The 17,019-nt window shown below is 60.1% G+C and carries 20 protein-coding genes; 17 read left to right on the top strand and 3 right to left on the bottom strand.

Features of this window, described 5'->3' with window-relative positions:
- Window positions 1-69 precede the first annotated feature (69 nt).
- Complete coding sequence (locus tag J2D73_RS12850; RefSeq protein WP_207881935.1) at window positions 70-1,170, top strand: NADH:flavin oxidoreductase/NADH oxidase; 1,101 nt, start codon at window positions 70-72, stop codon at window positions 1,168-1,170.
- A gap of 160 nt (window positions 1,171-1,330) precedes the next feature.
- Here J2D73_RS12850 and J2D73_RS12845 read toward each other — a convergent pair whose 3' ends face one another.
- A complete protein-coding gene (locus J2D73_RS12845; RefSeq protein WP_207881934.1) occupies window positions 1,331-2,647 on the bottom strand; it encodes an MFS transporter in 1,317 nt (438 codons plus the stop codon).
- Window positions 2,648-2,713: 66 nt separating this feature from the next.
- Here J2D73_RS12845 and J2D73_RS12840 point away from each other — a divergent pair, with 66 nt between their 5' ends.
- The 13 genes from J2D73_RS12840 to J2D73_RS12780 all read left to right on the top strand — a co-directional run bounded on the left by J2D73_RS12840 (window position 2,714) and on the right by J2D73_RS12780 (window position 12,237).
- On the top strand, window positions 2,714-3,556 hold the full coding sequence (locus tag J2D73_RS12840) for a TetR/AcrR family transcriptional regulator (RefSeq protein ID WP_243429920.1): 843 nt from the start codon (window positions 2,714-2,716) through the stop codon (window positions 3,554-3,556).
- Between the two features lie 96 nt (window positions 3,557-3,652).
- Complete coding sequence (gene hisB / locus J2D73_RS12835) at window positions 3,653-4,249, top strand: imidazoleglycerol-phosphate dehydratase HisB (protein WP_207881933.1); 597 nt, start codon at window positions 3,653-3,655, stop codon at window positions 4,247-4,249.
- Entirely contained in the window at window positions 4,246-4,695 is a 450-nt protein-coding gene (locus J2D73_RS12830; RefSeq protein ID WP_207881932.1) for a hypothetical protein, read from the top strand. Before hisB ends, J2D73_RS12830 begins: the two co-directional genes overlap by 4 nt.
- A complete protein-coding gene (gene hisH, locus J2D73_RS12825; protein ID WP_207881931.1) occupies window positions 4,692-5,390 on the top strand; it encodes an imidazole glycerol phosphate synthase subunit HisH in 699 nt (232 codons plus the stop codon). Before J2D73_RS12830 ends, hisH begins: the two co-directional genes overlap by 4 nt.
- Window positions 5,387-6,718 (top strand): 1-(5-phosphoribosyl)-5-[(5-phosphoribosylamino)methylideneamino]imidazole-4-carboxamide isomerase, encoded by a 1,332-nt coding sequence (gene hisA, locus J2D73_RS12820; protein ID WP_207881930.1) that lies wholly within the window; start codon window positions 5,387-5,389, stop codon window positions 6,716-6,718. Before hisH ends, hisA begins: the two co-directional genes overlap by 4 nt.
- Complete coding sequence (gene hisF, locus J2D73_RS12815) at window positions 6,718-7,479, top strand: imidazole glycerol phosphate synthase subunit HisF (protein WP_026398381.1); 762 nt, start codon at window positions 6,718-6,720, stop codon at window positions 7,477-7,479. Before hisA ends, hisF begins: the two co-directional genes overlap by 1 nt.
- A 303-nt stretch (window positions 7,480-7,782) precedes the next feature.
- Window positions 7,783-8,130: a phosphoribosyl-ATP diphosphatase gene (locus J2D73_RS21445; protein ID WP_084440601.1), complete on the top strand. Its 348-nt coding sequence runs from the start codon at window positions 7,783-7,785 to the stop codon at window positions 8,128-8,130.
- Between the two features lie 49 nt (window positions 8,131-8,179).
- Window positions 8,180-8,554 (top strand): histidine triad nucleotide-binding protein, encoded by a 375-nt coding sequence (locus J2D73_RS12805; RefSeq protein WP_207881929.1) that lies wholly within the window; start codon window positions 8,180-8,182, stop codon window positions 8,552-8,554.
- A 111-nt stretch (window positions 8,555-8,665) separates the two neighbouring features.
- Window positions 8,666-9,130 (top strand): RidA family protein, encoded by a 465-nt coding sequence (locus J2D73_RS12800; RefSeq protein WP_207881928.1) that lies wholly within the window; start codon window positions 8,666-8,668, stop codon window positions 9,128-9,130.
- On the top strand, window positions 9,130-10,296 hold the full coding sequence (locus J2D73_RS12795; protein WP_207881927.1) for a GNAT family N-acetyltransferase: 1,167 nt from the start codon (window positions 9,130-9,132) through the stop codon (window positions 10,294-10,296). The genes J2D73_RS12800 and J2D73_RS12795 overlap by 1 nt, the downstream gene beginning before the upstream one ends.
- Before the next feature lie 157 nt (window positions 10,297-10,453).
- Window positions 10,454-10,681, top strand: a complete 228-nt coding sequence (locus J2D73_RS12790) for a putative hemolysin (RefSeq protein ID WP_207881926.1) — start codon at window positions 10,454-10,456, stop codon at window positions 10,679-10,681.
- 56 nt (window positions 10,682-10,737) lie between these two features.
- Window positions 10,738-11,565 carry a DNA/RNA non-specific endonuclease gene (locus tag J2D73_RS12785; RefSeq protein ID WP_341535090.1) on the top strand — a complete coding sequence of 276 codons (828 nt, stop codon included), beginning with the start codon at window positions 10,738-10,740 and terminating at the stop codon, window positions 11,563-11,565.
- A gap of 294 nt (window positions 11,566-11,859) precedes the next feature.
- Window positions 11,860-12,237: an RcnB family protein gene (locus J2D73_RS12780; protein WP_341535089.1), complete on the top strand. Its 378-nt coding sequence runs from the start codon at window positions 11,860-11,862 to the stop codon at window positions 12,235-12,237.
- Between the two features lie 381 nt (window positions 12,238-12,618).
- Here the strand turns inward: J2D73_RS12780 and J2D73_RS12775 are convergent, their stop codons facing one another.
- Window positions 12,619-13,536 carry a LysR family transcriptional regulator gene (locus J2D73_RS12775; protein WP_207881925.1) on the bottom strand — a complete coding sequence of 306 codons (918 nt, stop codon included), beginning with the start codon at window positions 13,534-13,536 and terminating at the stop codon, window positions 12,619-12,621.
- A 189-nt stretch (window positions 13,537-13,725) separates the two neighbouring features.
- On the opposite strand from J2D73_RS12775, the gene J2D73_RS12770 reads away from it, so the two are divergent.
- The 3 genes from J2D73_RS12770 (at window position 13,726) to J2D73_RS12760 (ending at window position 16,279) form a co-directional block, all read left to right on the top strand.
- Entirely contained in the window at window positions 13,726-14,193 is a 468-nt protein-coding gene (locus J2D73_RS12770) for a lipocalin-like domain-containing protein (protein WP_233140515.1), read from the top strand.
- 197 nt (window positions 14,194-14,390) lie between these two features.
- Window positions 14,391-14,942, top strand: a complete 552-nt coding sequence (locus J2D73_RS12765) for a hypothetical protein (protein ID WP_207881924.1) — start codon at window positions 14,391-14,393, stop codon at window positions 14,940-14,942.
- A gap of 578 nt (window positions 14,943-15,520) precedes the next feature.
- A complete protein-coding gene (locus tag J2D73_RS12760; RefSeq protein ID WP_207881923.1) occupies window positions 15,521-16,279 on the top strand; it encodes a C1 family peptidase in 759 nt (252 codons plus the stop codon).
- Between the two features lie 175 nt (window positions 16,280-16,454).
- Here J2D73_RS12760 and J2D73_RS12755 read toward each other — a convergent pair whose 3' ends face one another.
- Entirely contained in the window at window positions 16,455-16,682 is a 228-nt protein-coding gene (locus J2D73_RS12755; protein WP_207881922.1) for a hypothetical protein, read from the bottom strand.
- Window positions 16,683-17,019: the final 337 nt, after the last annotated feature.

The raw sequence follows: 17,019 nt of genomic DNA, 5'->3' as shown, positions 1-17,019 counted from the left end.
TGAGGCATTGAGTATTCCGCAGCCGTGCGGCGACCAAGCGGGGCGCGGCGTATAAAATTTGGAGTGATCATGGCCGGACCAAAACTCTTTGAGCCTGTTCGTGTCGGTTCGCTGGAACTGGCCAACAGGATCGTCATCGCGCCGATGTGTCAGTACTCAGCCCAGAATGGCTGCATGAATGACTGGCACCTGATTCATCTCGGTGGGCTTGCGCTTTCCGGCGCCGGTCTGCTCACAATCGAGGCCACGGCGGTCCTGCCAGAAGGCCGGATTTCCTATGGCGATGTCGGATTGTGGGATGACGTGACCGAGGCTGCCCTGCGTCGTACGCTGGATGGCGTACGCGCCTGGTCCGATACGCCGATCGCGATTCAACTTGCGCACGCAGGGCGCAAGGCGTCGCACGAAGTTCCGTGGAAAGGGGGGCAACTCATCCCCTCGAACGTGGAGAATGGCTGGGGTACCGAGGCGCCGTCTGCGACGCCGTACGCGCCGGGGACCGAAGCTCCTGCGGCTCTCGATAAGGACGGGCTGCGGCGCGTGCGTGATGCGTTTGCCGCCTCTGCCCGTAGAGCCGCCCGGCTGGGAATCGATGCCGTGCAGTTGCACGCCGCGCACGGCTATCTGCTGCATCAGTTCCTGTCGCCACTCGCCAATCAGCGAGAGGATGAATATGGCGGCTCTTTGGAAAACCGCCTGCGTTTCCCGCTTGAAGTGTTTGACGCCGTGCGCGAGGCGTTTACCAACGGGCCTGTGACAATCCGCGTTTCCGGTTCCGACTGGGCGCCGGGCGGGTGGGATGTCGAGCAGACGATCGCTCTGGCGCAGGCGCTGGAGACACGGGGATGCGACGCAGTGCACGTCTCAAGCGGCGGGTTGACGCCAGACCAGAAAATTCCTGTGCATCCCGGTTATCAGGTTCCGCTGGCTCGCGCGGTGAAGGCGGCGACGCGCCTGCCGGTCGTGGCGGTCGGGCTGATCACCGGCTTCGAGCAGGCCGAACAGATCGTAGCCACAGGGGACGCCGACATGATCGCCCTGGCCCGCACTATTCTCTACGACCCGCGCTGGCCTTGGCATGCGGCGGCTCATCTCGGCGCCAAGGTGCGGGCGCCGAACCAGTATCTGCGGTGCCAGCCGCGCGCTTATAAAGACCTGTTCAACGTCTGATCGCGCACAGGCTGCGAGGGGGGCTCGCAGCCTGATTGGGCGGTTTCGTCAAAGGCGAAGGCGTCGTGAGATGGGAAGCGTAACGTCGGTCGCAAGTAACGCAATGCGGCCTTGATTCAATGGGTTGCCTGCAGGGGCGTAGGTCCTATTTTTATAACGTTCAGGCGGCGTAAGATTCTGTAATTTGCTGCTCAGCCTTGTGTCGCCCAATCGAGAGCGCCATGAACGCCGCGATTACGCCGGTGCAACCCGATAATATCAACGCATCTTTGTAATTGCCCTGAGCCTGCCGCAGCATTCCGGCGAGGAACGCCGCGGAGGCCGCGCCAACCTGATGGCCGCAAACGATCCAGCCGAATACGATGGGCGCCGCGCGCTCTCCGAACGCCGAGTGCGTCAGTCGCAGCGTCGGCGGGACGGTTGCGATCCAGTCCAGGCCGTAGAAGACGCCGAACACGGTCAGGCTTGGGCCCGAAAAATCTGAAAATGGCAGAAAACAAAGCGAAAGCCCACGGATTCCGTAATAGGCGAATAGCAACCGGCGCGCGTCGAAGCGGTCGGTCAGCCAGCCGGACAGGGTCGTGCCGAAAAGGTCGCACAGACCCATCATCGCCAGTATGCCAGCAGCCGGAACCTCGGCGATCCCATGATCGGCGCAGATGGCGATGAAATGGGTGCCGATCAGGCCGTTCGTCGTGAAGCCGCAGACGAAGAACGTCAGAAATAGCAACCAGAAATCACGTCGTTGAGCGGCGTTCAGAAGAGTCTCGATCGCAAGTTTCGCAGGATGCGTCGTCGGAGGCAGGGGCGGCGCGTAGTCCGCCGGAGCGCCGTGAGGCAGGACACCGCGATCAGCAGGATGTTCCGGCAGAAGCAGCGCAACAAGCGGGATGAGCAGAACGCAGGCGGCGCCGACGCAGAGCGTCACGGCCCGCCACCCGACGCTTTGCGCGATATGGGCGAGAGCAGGCAGGAATATCAGCGACCCGGTGGCGGTGCTGGCCGCGAGAATGCCCATCACGAGACCACGTCGCGTGACGAACCAGCGGTTTACGACGGACGCGCCCAACACCATGGCGACGGCTCCGGTGCCGACGCCGGTCAGCGCGCCCCAGGTGACGAAATACTGCCACGGCTGCGTCATTGCTGATGAGGCGAGGGTCGACGCCGCCATCAACGTCAGCGCCCCGAGCAGCGTGCGGCGGATTCCGATGGCCTGCATCAGCGCCGCCGCGAACGGGCCCATGAGGCCGTAGAGGAAAATACCTACAGCCGCCGTGGCCGCCAGCGTCTGGCGACTCCATCCAAGGGTGTCGTGTAAGGGCATCATCAGTACGCCGGGCGTAGCGCGGACGCCTGCCGAAACAAGCAGGGCGGCGAAGACGACGGCGACAGCTACGACCACGGGGGCGGCGACACGGGGAGAGGCTGGCGTCTGATTCGGGGAAGGGTTGTGAGGCGGTGATGGAGCGCGCATATGACTTACCGGTAAGTTACATTCGGCATTAGTGTACCGATCGGTAACATTGTCAATGGAGGCGAGATGCGGCGCGATCGCGACGACGAGGGTTCGATGGTGGAGAGTGGGGCGCGTAGTGATCAGCGGCCGCGCACCACCAGTTTCGGCAGATTTGCGCAGTCGCACGGCGAGGTCTCGATGCCCGTTGTCGCTGAGAGGAGACGTGCAGCCCAGACGGGCGGTGAGTCTGCGGAGTTTTCTACTGAGGACGGTTCTTCAACGGATGTCTCTTCTGCAAGCGTCCGCGCGGCGAGGGCTTCGTCAGTCGGCGGCGCGCCTGTCGCCCGCCGTGGAGACCGCGTTCTTGCTGGTGATAAGATAAGGGAGACTGCTGCGTCGCTGTTTTACGCGCGGGGAATCCGGTCGGTGGGCGTGGACGAAATCGTGCGTGCGGCGCATGTCACCAAGCCCAGCCTCTATCGCGCCTACAAATGCAAGGACGATCTGGCTGAGCTTTTCCTGCGGGATTACCTGTGCAGTTTCAATGATCGGATGGCGGGTTTCGAGGCCATTTACCCGAGCGATCCACGCGCCCAGATCATCGCCTATTTTGACGATCTGACGAAGCGGGCGGTCCGGCCGGATTACCGTGGCTGCGCACTCAGCAACGCACTGCTTGAGTATACGGAGTCCGATCATCCGGTGCGCCGCCGTGCACAGGAACTGAAACAGGATATCCGTGAGTGGATGACGACCAAATGCCGGGAGACGAAGGTCGCCGATCCTGAAACGCTCGCCGACAGGCTTCTGCTGTTGATGGAGGGGGTTTACGGCGCGGGGCAGGCGTTTGCGCTGCCGGGTCCCGCTGCGCAGGCGGCGGCGCTTGCGCGTCTCGTGCTGGATGCGGCGGGATGTGCCGCACCCTGAAGCGGGCTTCACGGCGCGTCCGGGCAGTGCGTCGTTCCGTGAAACTTCTCAGACCGAAGGTGGTGTCCGAAGCAGCCATCCTGTACAAAGGTTGGCATGACCCAGCAGCGCATCGCCTCCATCCACCGCGTCACCGGTGAGACTGATATCGCCGTCACTGTGAACCTGGACGGGACCGGCGTCGCGTCGATCGACACAGGCGTGGGGTTTTTCGACCACATGCTGACGGCTCTGGCTCGGCATGGAATGCTCGACCTCGATATTGTGGCGAAGGGTGATCTGCACGTCGACTTCCATCACACGGTCGAAGATACGGGCATCGCCCTGGGGCAGGCGATCACACGTGCTCTGGGCGACAAACGTGGAGTGCGCCGATTCGGTCATGCGCTTGTGCCGCTCGATGAGGCTCTGGCCGAAGTTGTGGTCGATCTTTCCGGACGGCCGTTCATCGCGTGGACCGTAGATTTCCCGGCCCCTGTGGTTGGTGAGATGGACACGGAACTGTTTGAGGAATTCTTCCGGGCGTTAGCGATGGCGGGAATGATGACCCTGCATGTCACGAAAAAGGCAGGGCGAAACTGTCACCACATCGCGGAGAGCGCATTCAAGGCTGCGGCCCGAGCGCTGCGAATGGCGGTCGAGCCGGACCCGCGCGCGTCGGGCGTGGTGCCTTCGACGAAGGGGGTGCTGTGAAAGTCTTCACCGTATGGGCGCCAGGGCCGAACGCACCGGTCTCGCAGCGTGATGCGCGCGCGCCTGTTCTCGTAAAGGACGGGATTGACTGGCGCGTCGCTTTTTTCGGGTGGCTCGGTCTGCTTCGCGGTGGCGCATGGATGAGCGGGTTGTTCGCAGCCTCCGCGACGATGCTGCTTCGGACCGGCGCGGGTGGCTTCGTGGCGCCGTGGGCTATCCTGTGCCTGAGCCACCTTGTGTTGGCGGTGTTCGCGGGCGATTTGCGCGAATGGGAGTTGCGCCTGCGTGGCTTTCGCCCCGACGGCGTGATCGTGGGCGCGTCTCGCGACGGCGCGCTGTTGCGTTATCTTGACCGCGTTCGGACTGAGGGCGCAGGCGAGCTGCGACGCGGTGCGCCGGGCGGCCTTATTCCTGATCCGTTTGCGGTTGCGAGCGCCCGGTTATGACGACGAAAAGCCCTGATGGCGTCAGGTTGGAACGGCAACTGATCGTTGTGATCGATTACGACGGCGGCAATCTTGCGTCTGCGGCTCGCGCCGCGACGCGGGCCGCAGAAATGGTCGGCGTCGACGCCGAAGTCGTGATTTCAAACGATCCCGGCGCAGTGCGGCAGGCTTCGCGCATCGTGCTGCCTGGGCAGGGCGCGTTTGCGGATTGCGCACGCGGATTGGCGGCGGTTCCCGGCCTTCGGGCGTCCATCGAGGACGCTGTTGATGGCGGTTCGCCGTTCCTTGGCATCTGCGTGGGTATGCAGTTGATGGCCGAGCGCGGGCTTGAGCATGGCGCGACGCAGGGGTTGGGCTGGATCGCCGGGGAAATCGCGCCGATGGAGGCGCCGGGCCTGCGGTTGCCGCAAATGGGGTGGAACGAACTGACGCTGACCCGTCCGCATCCCCTGACCGAGGGACTTGGCCCGGCGCCGCATGGCTACTTCGTGCATTCGTACGCCCTGACTGGGGCCGGGTCGGGAGATTTGCTGGCGACGACCGATTACGGCGGCGCCGTTCCGGCGATCGTCGCGCGCGGCAATCGGGCAGGGACGCAGTTCCACGTTGAGAAAAGTCAGGCTGTGGGGCTGAAAATCATGGCGAATTTTCTGCTGTGGGAGCCTTCGCGCGAATCGGAAGGGGTTGAGGCGTGAGCGAGACGCAGTTGACCGCCGAGCGTGTCCAGGAGTTGTCGGAAGACGACCTGCATGCGTTGTGCGAGGCGACTGACGCCGCGATCCTTGATGGCGGGGGATTCGGCTGGGTCAATCCGCAAGGGTTAAAGACGCTTTCCCGTTATTTTCAGGGCGTCATGCTGGTGCCGGAGCGCCAGTTGTTTGTCGCACGGCACGACGGCGTGATCGTCGGATCGGCGCAACTCGTCCGGCCGCCGCGCAACAACGAAGCGCAGGCGATGGCCGCGAGCCTGATGCATTTCCATATCGCGCCTTACGCTCGTCGCTTCGGGCTGGGGCGCAAGCTGCTTGACGAAATCGTGCAATGCGCTCGCGCGATGGGATATCAACTTCTGAATCTTGACGTGCGTGAAACGCAGGATCGCGCCATCGCGCTGTTTCGCCGCGCGGGCTTCGAGCAGTGGGGCACGCATCCGGGATACGCCATTGTTGGCGGGCGGCTGGTGCGCGGTCATTATTTTGTCATGCGTCTTCAGGAGCAAAGTCGGGTCGTGCATCAGGTGTCGGAAGAAAACTCAAGGTCTGACGCGGGCGTTGTCGGCGCGTCAGCGCGTCCGCTTACGCTGTACCCGGCGATCGATCTCAAGGACGGCGCCTGCGTGCGGCTTCGGCGCGGAGAGATGGATGACGCGACGATCTATTCCGACGATCCCGGCGCGCAGGCGCGACAATGGTGCATCGCCGGGTTTCGCTGGCTGCACGTTGTCGATCTCAACGGCGCTTTTGCCGGTCGCTCAGCCAACGTAGACGCTGTACGCCGGATCGTCGCGAATGCGACGACGCCGGTGCAACTCGGCGGCGGCCTGCGCGACATGGAAGGGATCGCTGCGTGGCTGGAGGCTGGCGTGACGCGGGTTATCCTCGGTTCCGTCGCCGTGAAGAACCCGGAACTCGTGCGTGAAGCCTGTCGCGCTTTTCCCGGCCGCATCGTCGCCGGGATCGACGCACGTGGCGGGCAGGTCGCGACGGAAGGCTGGGCGGAGGTCTCGGATATGCAGGCGACCGAACTCGGGCTGCGCATGCAGGATGCGGGGGTTGCAGCGATCATCTTCACCGAAATCAGCCGTGACGGGATGCTGGAGGGGCTCGATCTGGAGCAGACGGCGCAGCTCGCGCGCACGGTATCCATTCCAGTCATCGCCAGCGGCGGCGTGGGCTCGCTTGATCATCTTGCCGCCCTGAAGCGCGTCGCACAGGACGCGCCGGGGATCGAGGGCGTGGTCGTCGGGCGCGCGCTTTATGACGGGCGTATTTCTCCGCGTGAGGCTCTTGAGGTTCTGGCCTGATGTTGAAGCTGCGCGTCATTCCCTGTCTCGACGTGAAAAATGGCCGCGTCGTGAAAGGCGTGAATTTCGTGTCGCTCAGAGACGCGGGAGACCCGGTCGAACAGGCGGCGCTTTATGACGCAGCCGGGGCGGATGAGCTGACTTTCCTCGACATCACCGCCAGCCATGAAAACCGAGATACGATACTGGACGTCGTGAGCAGGACGGCGGAACGCATTTTTCTGCCGCTGACTGTTGGCGGAGGCGTGCGCGTCACCGACGATATGCGGAGGCTCCTGTTGGCGGGCGCGGATAAATGCGCGATGAACTCTGCTGCGGTGTCCCGGCCTGAACTGATCAACGAAGCGGCGAACAAGTTTGGAAGCCAGTGCGTCGTCGTGGCGATCGACGCGCGCTCCGACGGGCGGGGCGGCTGGGAGGTGTACACGCATGGCGGTCGGACGCCGACGGGACGTGACGCGGTCGAGTGGTGTCGTGAGGTGGCGGCTCGCGGAGCGGGGGAGATACTGCTGACGTCGATGGATCGCGACGGCACGCGGTCCGGTTTCGATCTTGACCTGCTGCGGGCGGCCAATGCGGCTGTCAGATTGCCCGTCGTTGCGTCAGGAGGCGTCGGGGAGCTGGAGCATTTTGTGGAGGGCGCTCGCGCCGGGGCGACTGGCCTTCTGGCGGCAAGCGTGTTTCATTTCGGGCAGTTTACGGTGCCGCAGGTGAAGCGTGCTTTGGCCGACGCAGGTTTGCCGGTGCGGACGACTGCTTGACGCCGATACAATGAATACGCTGCGCAGTGTGATGGGCGACCTGATCGCAGAGTGCGCAAAAGTTTGCAACTGACCGGATGTGAGATGGCCAAGACGCCTGTGAAGAAAAGTTCCGCCAAGACCGCCGGCGCTGCGAAAAAGCGCCGGAGCGCCGGTGTTGACGCCGTCTCGATTGAGGCCGCGCCTGCGACCGGGTCACTTAAGGCGCGCGTGGCGACGGCTCTCGCCAAGGGGCGAGGCAAGGGGAAGGCCAAAACCAAGGCGCGTGTTGGAAAAAACACGTCGCAGTCTTCGGATGTCCGAATTGCGCCCGATTCGGCGATCGACGCGAGCGTTCTGGATCGTCTTTTCGACGTGGTGACGAGCCGCCGCGATACGGACCCCGCGATCAGCCATTCTGCGCGTCTTCTGTCGCGCGGCACGCGCAAGATCGCGCAGAAGTTCGGCGAGGAAGCGGTCGAGTGTCTTATTGAGGCTGTTGCTGGACGCTCCCATGAGATGATCGGAGAGAGTGCGGATGTTCTCTACCATCTGATCGTCATGTGGGTGGATGCGGGCGTGACCCCGGCGGAAGTATGGGCCGAGTTGGCGCGTCGCGAGGGCACGAGTGGAATCGAGGAAAAGGCGTCCCGCGTTCCCGTCAAATCCTGATCGGCGTTGACGCCGCGGCGGACAGTTTTTGCGTATGGAGGAAGACAGGATGGCGGTAAGCGGTATCGGGCCTTACGATCCCCAGAACATTTTTGCAAAAATCCTGCGAGGGGAAATCCCTTGCAACAAGGTTTATGAGGATGACTGGGTTCTGGCGTTTCACGATATTGGACCGAAAGCGCCTTCGCATATCCTGGTGATCCCGAAGGGCGCATACGTCTCATTCGCGGATTTCAGCGCGAAAGCCTCAGGAGAGGAAATCGTCGGCTTCAATCGAGCTCTGGGCTCGATCGCGCGCGAACTGGGGCTTGAGGAGGACGGTTATCGCGTGATCATGAACGTGGGGCCGAACTCGGGGCAGGAAGTCCCGCATTATCACGCGCATCTGCTCGGCGGCGGTCCTCTGGGCGCGCTGATCGGCTGATTTCGTCTGTGGCGTTGGAAGCGCCCGTCTGGCGGAGCCCTGGCTGCCGGGCGCCGGGTCAATGTCGGGGTGAGGCCGCAAGGTGCGGCTCCGAATATGAAGGATCGTTCAATGTCTGAAACTCCCTCTTCTCGTCTTGCCGCGTTGGGGATCGTTCTGCCCACGCCCGCGACGCCTGTCGCCAACTACGTGTCCTGGACGCGTTCGGGTTCGCTGATCGTGATTTCCGGCCAGCTACCACTCAAGGATGGCAAGTTGCTGGCGACTGGCAAGCTTGGCGGGGAAGTGTCGATCGAAACTGGCGTCGAGGCCGCGAAATTCTGCTTCATCAATCTTGCCGCTCAGTTGCAGGCGGCCGTGGGCGATCTGTCGAAGGTCACGAAGGTCGTGCGTTTGGGCGGATTTATCTCCTGCACGCCGGACTTCACCGCGCATGCGGCTGTGATGAATGGCGCGTCGGATCTCGCCGTCGCAGTGTTCGGTGATGTCGGCCGTCATGCGCGTTCGACCGTCGGGGTGCCTTCCCTTCCGCTCGACGCTCCGGTCGAGGTCGAGGGCATGTTCGAGATCGTCTGATGACGGCGTGGGCGCTCACGCTTCACGATTCTATTCGGGGGCTTTCTCCGGAGGCGTGGGACGCCTGTGCGGGCGACGATAATCCCTTCGTCAGCCATGCTTTCCTGTCGGCGATTGAAGACAGCGGTTCAGCGACGCCACGCACTGGATGGCTGCCCCGTCATGCGGCTCTGCACGATGGACAGGGGTGTCTGGTCGCGGTGGCTCCGACATATCTCAAGGCGCATTCATACGGCGAATATGTGTTTGACCATGGTTGGGCCCGTGCGTTTGAGGCAGCCGGAGGAGCGTATTATCCTAAGCTGCAGGTGGCATCGCCGTTTTCTCCAGTTCCAGGGCCGCGTTTGCTGGTCCGACCTGAACTCTTGGCTCCGGGGGGCGCATCGTCCGCACGAGACGCGTTGGCGGATGGTCTCGCGCAGGTATGTAGAGAGTTGGAGCTTTCCTCTTGCCACGTGACGTTCTGCACGGAGCAGGATTATGACGCATTGGGCAAGCGCGGTTGGCTGCAGCGGTTGGGCGTGCAGTATCATTGGCATAATGACGGTTACGCGTGCTTCGACGATTTCCTTTCACGTTTGGCGTCGCGAAAACGAAAGGTTCTGAAGCGGGAGCGGCGGGATGCAAATGCGTGTGGCCTTACGTTTCGCGCGGTTCGCGGCGGCGACATCTCTGAAGCTCTATGGGATGCATTTTTCGAGTTCTACCAATCGACCATCGATCGAAAATGGGGCAGCGCGTATTTGACGCGCGAATTTTTCTCTTTGCTGTCGGCCCGTTTGGGCGACAGCGTGGTGCTTATGATCGCCGATCATGACGGCAAGCCCGTCGCCGGGGCGTTGAACCTGTTGGGGCGCGACGCGCTTTATGGGCGGAATTGGGGATGCGTCGGCGAGTGGCCGTTTTTGCATTTTGAATTGTGCTATTACAGAGCGATAGAGTTCGCTATAGAAAATGGGATTTCGCGCGTCGAGGCGGGCGCTCAGGGTGATCACAAGATTCAGCGCGGTTATGTTCCAAGTTTTACGCATTCGGCACACTGGATAGAAAATCAGGGATTGCGAAACGCGGTAGCCGAATTTCTTGATCATGAGCGCATGGCGATGATTGGGGAAGCGGAGGCCTTGCGTGAATTCTCACCGTATAAACAGGAGGATGCGGGTTGATGGCCGCAACTCGAATGCCGCGTCAGCAAACGAGCAAGATTGTTTTCGCTGTTTTTCAGGAAGCGTTTTCTGGAGTTTGTTGACGTCGCCGATCAAGAATTGCCCTCGGCCTTAGGATGTGTGTCTTCAGCGCTCTCTGTTTTGGATAATTTTTTTCATGAAGCGTTTGTTTTGTGCTGCAGCGGTGGCGTGCGGCATCGCGGGATGCGGCGCCGCGCAGCATCCGTCGGCGGTAGGCATGGCGAATCCAGCGTCGGTGTATTGCCATAAGCAACGCGGAGCGCTGGAGATCAGAAAAGAGCCTGATGGTCAGACCGGGTATTGCCACCTCCCGGATGGCCGGATCATTGAGGAATGGGCTCTGTTTCGCTCTTCGCGCTCGTGAAGTTTTGGGGGCAGGGGTAAGGACGCTTTCTCGTAGGTGAATTGCAAAGAACATTTGTGCAACGCGGCGTGATCCTGAGCCTTCTACGACTTGCGTGCGTCGTCGCGTCAAAGTCGACTCATCGGTGCTTTCCTGGCGCGACCGCGCCGTTGGTCGCCGCGATTGCAGCGATGCTGCCGGTGGCGGTTTTCGCAGCATGCCCTGAGCATTTCGCAGCGAGGAGGGGGCCGCAATCTGATCGGCAACTGATTCTCCTCTGCTCTGCGGAGTTTGCCAGCGGTTACTCTGCAGAAGATCGGGAGCCAGCCTGGAGTGCAGAGCGGCTTACAAGAGCAGGCGTCATTCAGGGAGAAAATCTGAAGGGGCGGGGACGTTTTCATGAGGATATGAGGCTGCCGCGATCCGTTCGCTCGACACGATCCGATTATAAGCGTTCAGGTTGGTCCATGGGGCATCTGGCCCCGTCGGGCGACGCCACGACGAGATCGGGTCGGGAAGAAACATTCGCCCTGTCGAATATTGTGCCTCAGGCGATCGTTCTGAATTCGGGGCATTGGAACGAAATCGAGCGAAACGTGCGACGTATCGTGAAGCGGGAGGGCGCGGCTTATGTCGTTACCGGCCCTGCCTTTCGCGAGCCGCTTGGCGTCGTCGGCGCCGATCGTATTCGCGTCCCTTCGTCAGTCTGGAAGGCCGTCTATGCGCCCGGAAGACACGCGGTGTCTGTCATCGTGTGCCGCAACGTTGGGCAATACGGATGCAACGCAGTAGGGCTCGACGCACTGGCTCGGGTGGCGGGCGTAAAACCCTTTCCCGGCCTTCAGGTCTCTGAACTTCGTAGGGACGAAGAACTTGATCGATTTCTGTTGAGTGGCCGAAGCTAGCCTCATCACGCCATTGGCGCGCGCAGAAGGCGTCGAGGCTCATCACAGGAGTCCTCGGCGCTTTCACGGGATGCTTGCGGAAGTTGCGTCCGGTTGGGACGGGACGCATTTCCGTATATATGTTATGCGAAATAGATTTGAAAGCTATGACTGATCTGATCGCGCGGGTGTGATTGGCGGCGCATAGTCGGATCGGCGAACGCTGGCCTGATTAAGCGCTCTCAAGGCTCGTCTGCCAGCATTTCTCCATATTGTTGCGCTATTGCGGGTCTGTGGCATTTTTTGGAGGTCGTAGTGAGATCGATAGCTGCCGTCGTTACTATGGTCGCATTGTGTGTGACGTTGCCGGTTCAGGGGCAGGCTCAGCCCGCTCCGGGTGGCTGGCACGGTTCAGGTCGCGGCCCCGGCCCCGGCCCTAACCATTTGCGGCATGGCGGAGGTCCGGGCCGGTTCCGTGCGCCACCGCCAGCCCCTATGCGCCCTCCGATGTGGCGATCAGGAATGCGTTATTACGGCGGTTCTCCATGGGTGAACGATTGGCGCGGTTATCCGGGCCTCTATGCGCCGCCTTACGGGTACCGCTGGGTTCACGACGGGAATTCATTCCTGCTGACAGCCGTTGCGACCGGGGTAATCTCGGCAGTAGTGGCTGGCGCTTTGGCGCACCCGTAACGGGAGAACAATGCAGGACTTCTGTTGGCTGCTCCGGGCTTGGGGCAGCATTAACTGACGGCTGCACGGCCACTGAATTCCGCGTCGTCATTTGCAAACAAAATCGTCGACGCGGACTTAACGCCTGTGAAGAATTTATTTGAGAGCGTGACTACCTGAATCTGGCGGCTCAGTCTTTACGATAGCTGCGGATGGTTGGTGGACGCGGATGCTTTTTGGTTCATGGCGAGAACTGGTCGTGGTGGGGAGGATGAGCTCCGCAAGATTCTGTAGTAACTGTCAGAAATTTGGGGTTTTTCATCGATGTAGTTATCTATTGTATATTTTATATATTAGAAAAATAGAGAAAAATTTAATATATTTAGATTTATATTTTGGAAATTACAAATAGAAAAATCCGAGGTTTTGAATGTGAGGTTTGAGTTCTCGTAAGAAAGCCTGAACGCTGGCTCGCGCATGCTGTCTTGTCGGTTGCACAGCGTAGAGGTCAATAGTCTCGCCTCTCATATTCGGCAGAACGCGTATGAGTCGACCATTTTCGAGGTCTTTATGGACGTCGCAGAGAAGTTTGTAGCCGATTCCTTGGCCAGATAGAATCCAGTCGTGAAGTATTTCTGCGCTTGTTGTTGAAAGTCGTGGTTTTACAGAAATTACATCGGTATCCATCTCATCGCCTATCACCCATTTATTTAACAATGTCATTGTTTTGTTGCGGACGAGGCAGAGGCAATCGTGGTCGAGTAGGTCTTTGGGGGTGGCAGGAACTCCGCGGCGGGCGAGATAGGATGGGGATGCGCACAGTACGCGCGTGGTGGAGGCCAGTCGCGTGACGACTGCGCCGGCTTCGTCTGGCATCCCGAGGCGCAGGATCACGTCCAGGCAGTCGCTGAAATTGTGGAGGCCTTCGGCGGCGACGGCGAGGCTGATATTGATCTGGGGGTGCTTCAGGCTGAATGCTTCGATGAAGGGAGCTATTTGATAGCGACCGATTTCGACGGGAGCGCCGACGTTCAAAGAGCCTCTTGGCGCATGCGCCGCGGCGGCAATTTCGCTTTCAAGCTGATCTATCTCGGCAACGATACCCAGAGCGTTTTCATAATAGACCCGACCAGTCTCGCTCGGCGCAAAATGTCTTGTGTTGCGGATCACCAATGTGCTGCCGAGACGCTTTTCCAGTCGCGCGAGATGACGCGATATAGCTGCGGGCGAACTGCCGAGACTACGCGCCGCTGCGGTCAGGCTCCCTGCCTCGATGAGCGATATGAAGAACCGCAGATCCCCTGTCTGGTCATCCGCCATGATGGACACTTCTCCCTGGAGCGCATTTCGGGTTTATTTTTGCATTTTTGTAAATAGTTTTTTTCCCAAAAAAGCACTACTCGAGCGCAATCAACGGGAGCATTAAAGGACCTACTACAACAGATTGTGATGAAGCTTCCGGTGCGGTTGACGACGACTGCCCGGAGAGGGCTGTGTCGAGGTGATGGCATGTCGATTTTGAGTGATGAGCTGGTGTGTGAAGGCGAAGAACTTCGGAGCAGACTGATCGGAACGTGGGAGCTCGTGTCCTACAAGGTGGAAGAGAAGGACACTCTCCGCACGATCGACGCCATGGGGGCTTCACCGCGCGGCCGCGTCATCTTCACCGACAGCGGTTGGGTCGCCTTCAATCTGGAGGGAAGCGGGCGCGAGTTCTCCAACACCGACGCGGGGCGGGCTCAGCTTATGAAGACCCTCGTGGCCTATATCGGGCGGTATCGCATTGAGGGTAACTGCTGGATCACCAGCGTCGAGACCGCGTGGACTCCCGACTGGGTAGGAACCGAACAGCGTCGTCAGGTTGTTCTGGATGGCCGTGATCATGCGGACGTGGTGACGCCTTGGCGGAAGATGCCGAACTGGATGCCCGATAAACTCACGCGCAGTATCATCCGCTTCCGCCGCGCAACGCCGTAACTGGCGCGCTGGCCTACGCCGACCAGTTTCCTCGCGGTTACCCTCTTGTCTTTCATAGTGCACGGTAATCCGGAACAGGGCGGATAGCACGCTCCAAGCCGCGGCACGCCACGTCAGCCGAATACGGGCTTTCGAGACAGATACTCTTGCGAACCAAGCCGCTCTCTCCGGGCGGCTTTCTTCGTGGAGAGCATTCCGTGTCCAATTTTTCTCGCCGCTCATTTCTGCGTAATTCTGCGTTTGTAGGAGTTGCGTTGACTGCGGCGGCCTGCACCGTCACGGCCACCGGCGGCGTTACCGCCATTACTCTGAATGTAGCCAAGCTGCAGGCTTATGGTCAGGCGGGCCTGAATGGCGCTGCGACGATTGTAGGACTCGCTGCTGGCGTGGCGTCGTTGACGCCCTATCTGCCGACGATCGAGGTGGCGGAGACGGCTCTGGTCGCCGCATTGACGGCGTTTAGCTCGGCGGCGGGCGCGACTGTAACGATCACCTATGACGACACGAACTGGAAAACGCGTGTCGACAGCCTGCTCTCAGACCTTTCGACAGTAGCGAGTTCGATCGACGCCGCGATTCAGGGGGCCGGTTCGGCTCTGTCAACGGCGGTGCGAAATGACGCCACGACAGCGCTGAACGCGCTTGAGACAGTTATCGCGCTGTTTCGCGCGTTGCTATCCGGCGCCTCTGCGGGTGCGACGCCAATGAGTGAGGCGCAGGCGCTTCATGTGCTTGGCGTCGCACTGTAAGTTGGGGCTGGCAGCGTGCCTGCCCGCGCAGTCCTCCAACTGCGAGATGCGGAAGCATTGCCCTCGGCCCATGACGGGCGTTTAGGCGCCGAGCGTAGACGGCGTCGTTCGGGCGAGAGCCGAACCTATGCTTTGACAAGCGCTTTTTTTATCCTTCTTTCATCCTGTTCAGAGCTTCCGGGGCAGGCCAGGCGCGACCTTGTGGGTGTCAGCCTGCCAGATCTCGTTTCCTGCGCCGGACAGCCTGCGGAGAGGATGCGTGTGGGACACGACGACTGGGTTTTGACTTTCGCTCCGGTGACAATCACGACCCCGTCCGTAACTGGCTCAGTGCCTTTGCTCGGTGATCTGCTGAAACCGTCTGTGACGGCGAGCGCGCAAGAATCATGCCGCATGACAGCGCGTGTTCGCGGGGGACGGATCGCGAGCCTGCATTATGTCGGCACGTCGTCGCTGCTGTTTGGTGCGCACGCGGCCTGCGCGCCGCTCGTGCGAGATTGTCTGAAATATCCGGATCGAACGTCTTTGCCAGAAAATTACAGTGCAGACAATATACTTTCACAAAAAGAAAATGGACTATGATCACAAGAAAACTAGGTAAACTTCCGGCTCGCCATGATTTGCGCACTTTTCGCATGGCGGAGCCTCTTGCAGCGGCGTTGCCAGTTCCGCCGCTGTCCGCGAACTGGGCCACGGACGTATCGTGGCCAATGTGGGCGAATGACCGCTACGGGTGTTGTACGCAGGTTGGCGTCGCAAGCGCGATCCGAACATGGACCGGGGCGGCGCAGGCGCCGGTTTTGCTGAGCGAATCTCAGGTAATGGACAATTACGGCGCAGAGTCTGGATTTAACCCCGATATTCCGTCAACTGATCGGGGCGCTGTGGAAGTTGACGTGCTCGAGCGCTGGCGTGTGGAGGGGTATGAGCGGCCTGGACAGACGCGGGACTATCTGACGGCTTATGGGTTCGTGAATCCACAGGATGTCGCAGGCGCACAGCGATCGATTGCATTTTTGGGCGGTCTTTATATCGGGCTGTCGCTTCCGGAATGGGCTTGTGTCGTCGGGTGCGGTGATTGGGATTACACGCCTGATCGTAACAATGCGATTGCGGGCGGGCATTGCGTTTGGCTGCATGGTTACGACGCGGACTGGCTCTATCTGAATACGTGGGGCGAACAGAAGCGCATGTCTCACGCGTTCATGCGACAGTTCTGCGATGAGGCTTACGGGCTGGTTTCTCGACAGAACTGGATGTGCGTTGATGGCGTCTCACCAAACGGCGAGGCGCTCGACGCCCTCGTCAACGAGATGCGGACCGCAGCCTGTGTCTGAACTCGGACTTGTCGCCGGATCATGCTTGCTTATGGGTGGTTTACTTGGTCAGGTCGGTATGATTTTGATCCTTCGCTGGCGCTCCAGGAGACGCTGGCCCTACGGTGGAAGTGGGCGGCTCTGACTATGTTTAGCGTCAGAGGGAAGGCGTGCGGACATGCTTTACGGGTGGCAATTACAACATGCCCAACCAGGCGAAGCCCGCCCAGAATGCGAAAATAAGAAAAATACCTCCCAGGAGAACAGGAAGCACGAGAGTTCGCAAAACTGACGTGCTTCCCGTAGGTTCTTCGCCAATGCCTTCGGCCTGTTCTATGGCGTTGGCTCTGCTATCGGCTTCCGCATCTTCGGGCGATTGCTCGGTCCAGCCGACATCCGTTAAAAAATCGGGGTCTTTGCTCATTGACGGGTTTCTGCCTGAATTAAGAACACTTCGAACGCTATGCGCATTATGGCGTGTAAAATGCAAGCTGAACCGGTGGTCACAATCGTAATCGCAGTTGTGGCATTTGGGCGAGACGTTCGCCAGGCGGCTTTGTCCTGCGCATGGCGTTAATTGGATTTTCTATCTTTTCTGGTTGCCCATGATGAGAAGGCGGGGCCGTTAGAGTTTGTCATTATCTATGAATATTTAAATATATGATTTAAATTGGTGTGGGTGTCACGTAATGTTTTATTTTAATTTATAAATAATTTTGTTTATCGATTTTTTTGTGAATAAAGATTCGTATTTATTTCTT

This window comes from Acetobacter sacchari, assembly GCF_017377715.1.
GTDB lineage: Bacteria > Pseudomonadota > Alphaproteobacteria > Acetobacterales > Acetobacteraceae > Acetobacter > Acetobacter sacchari.
The sequence above is the reverse complement of the archived record's forward strand: the minus strand, read 5'-3'. Positions and strand labels throughout refer to the sequence as shown.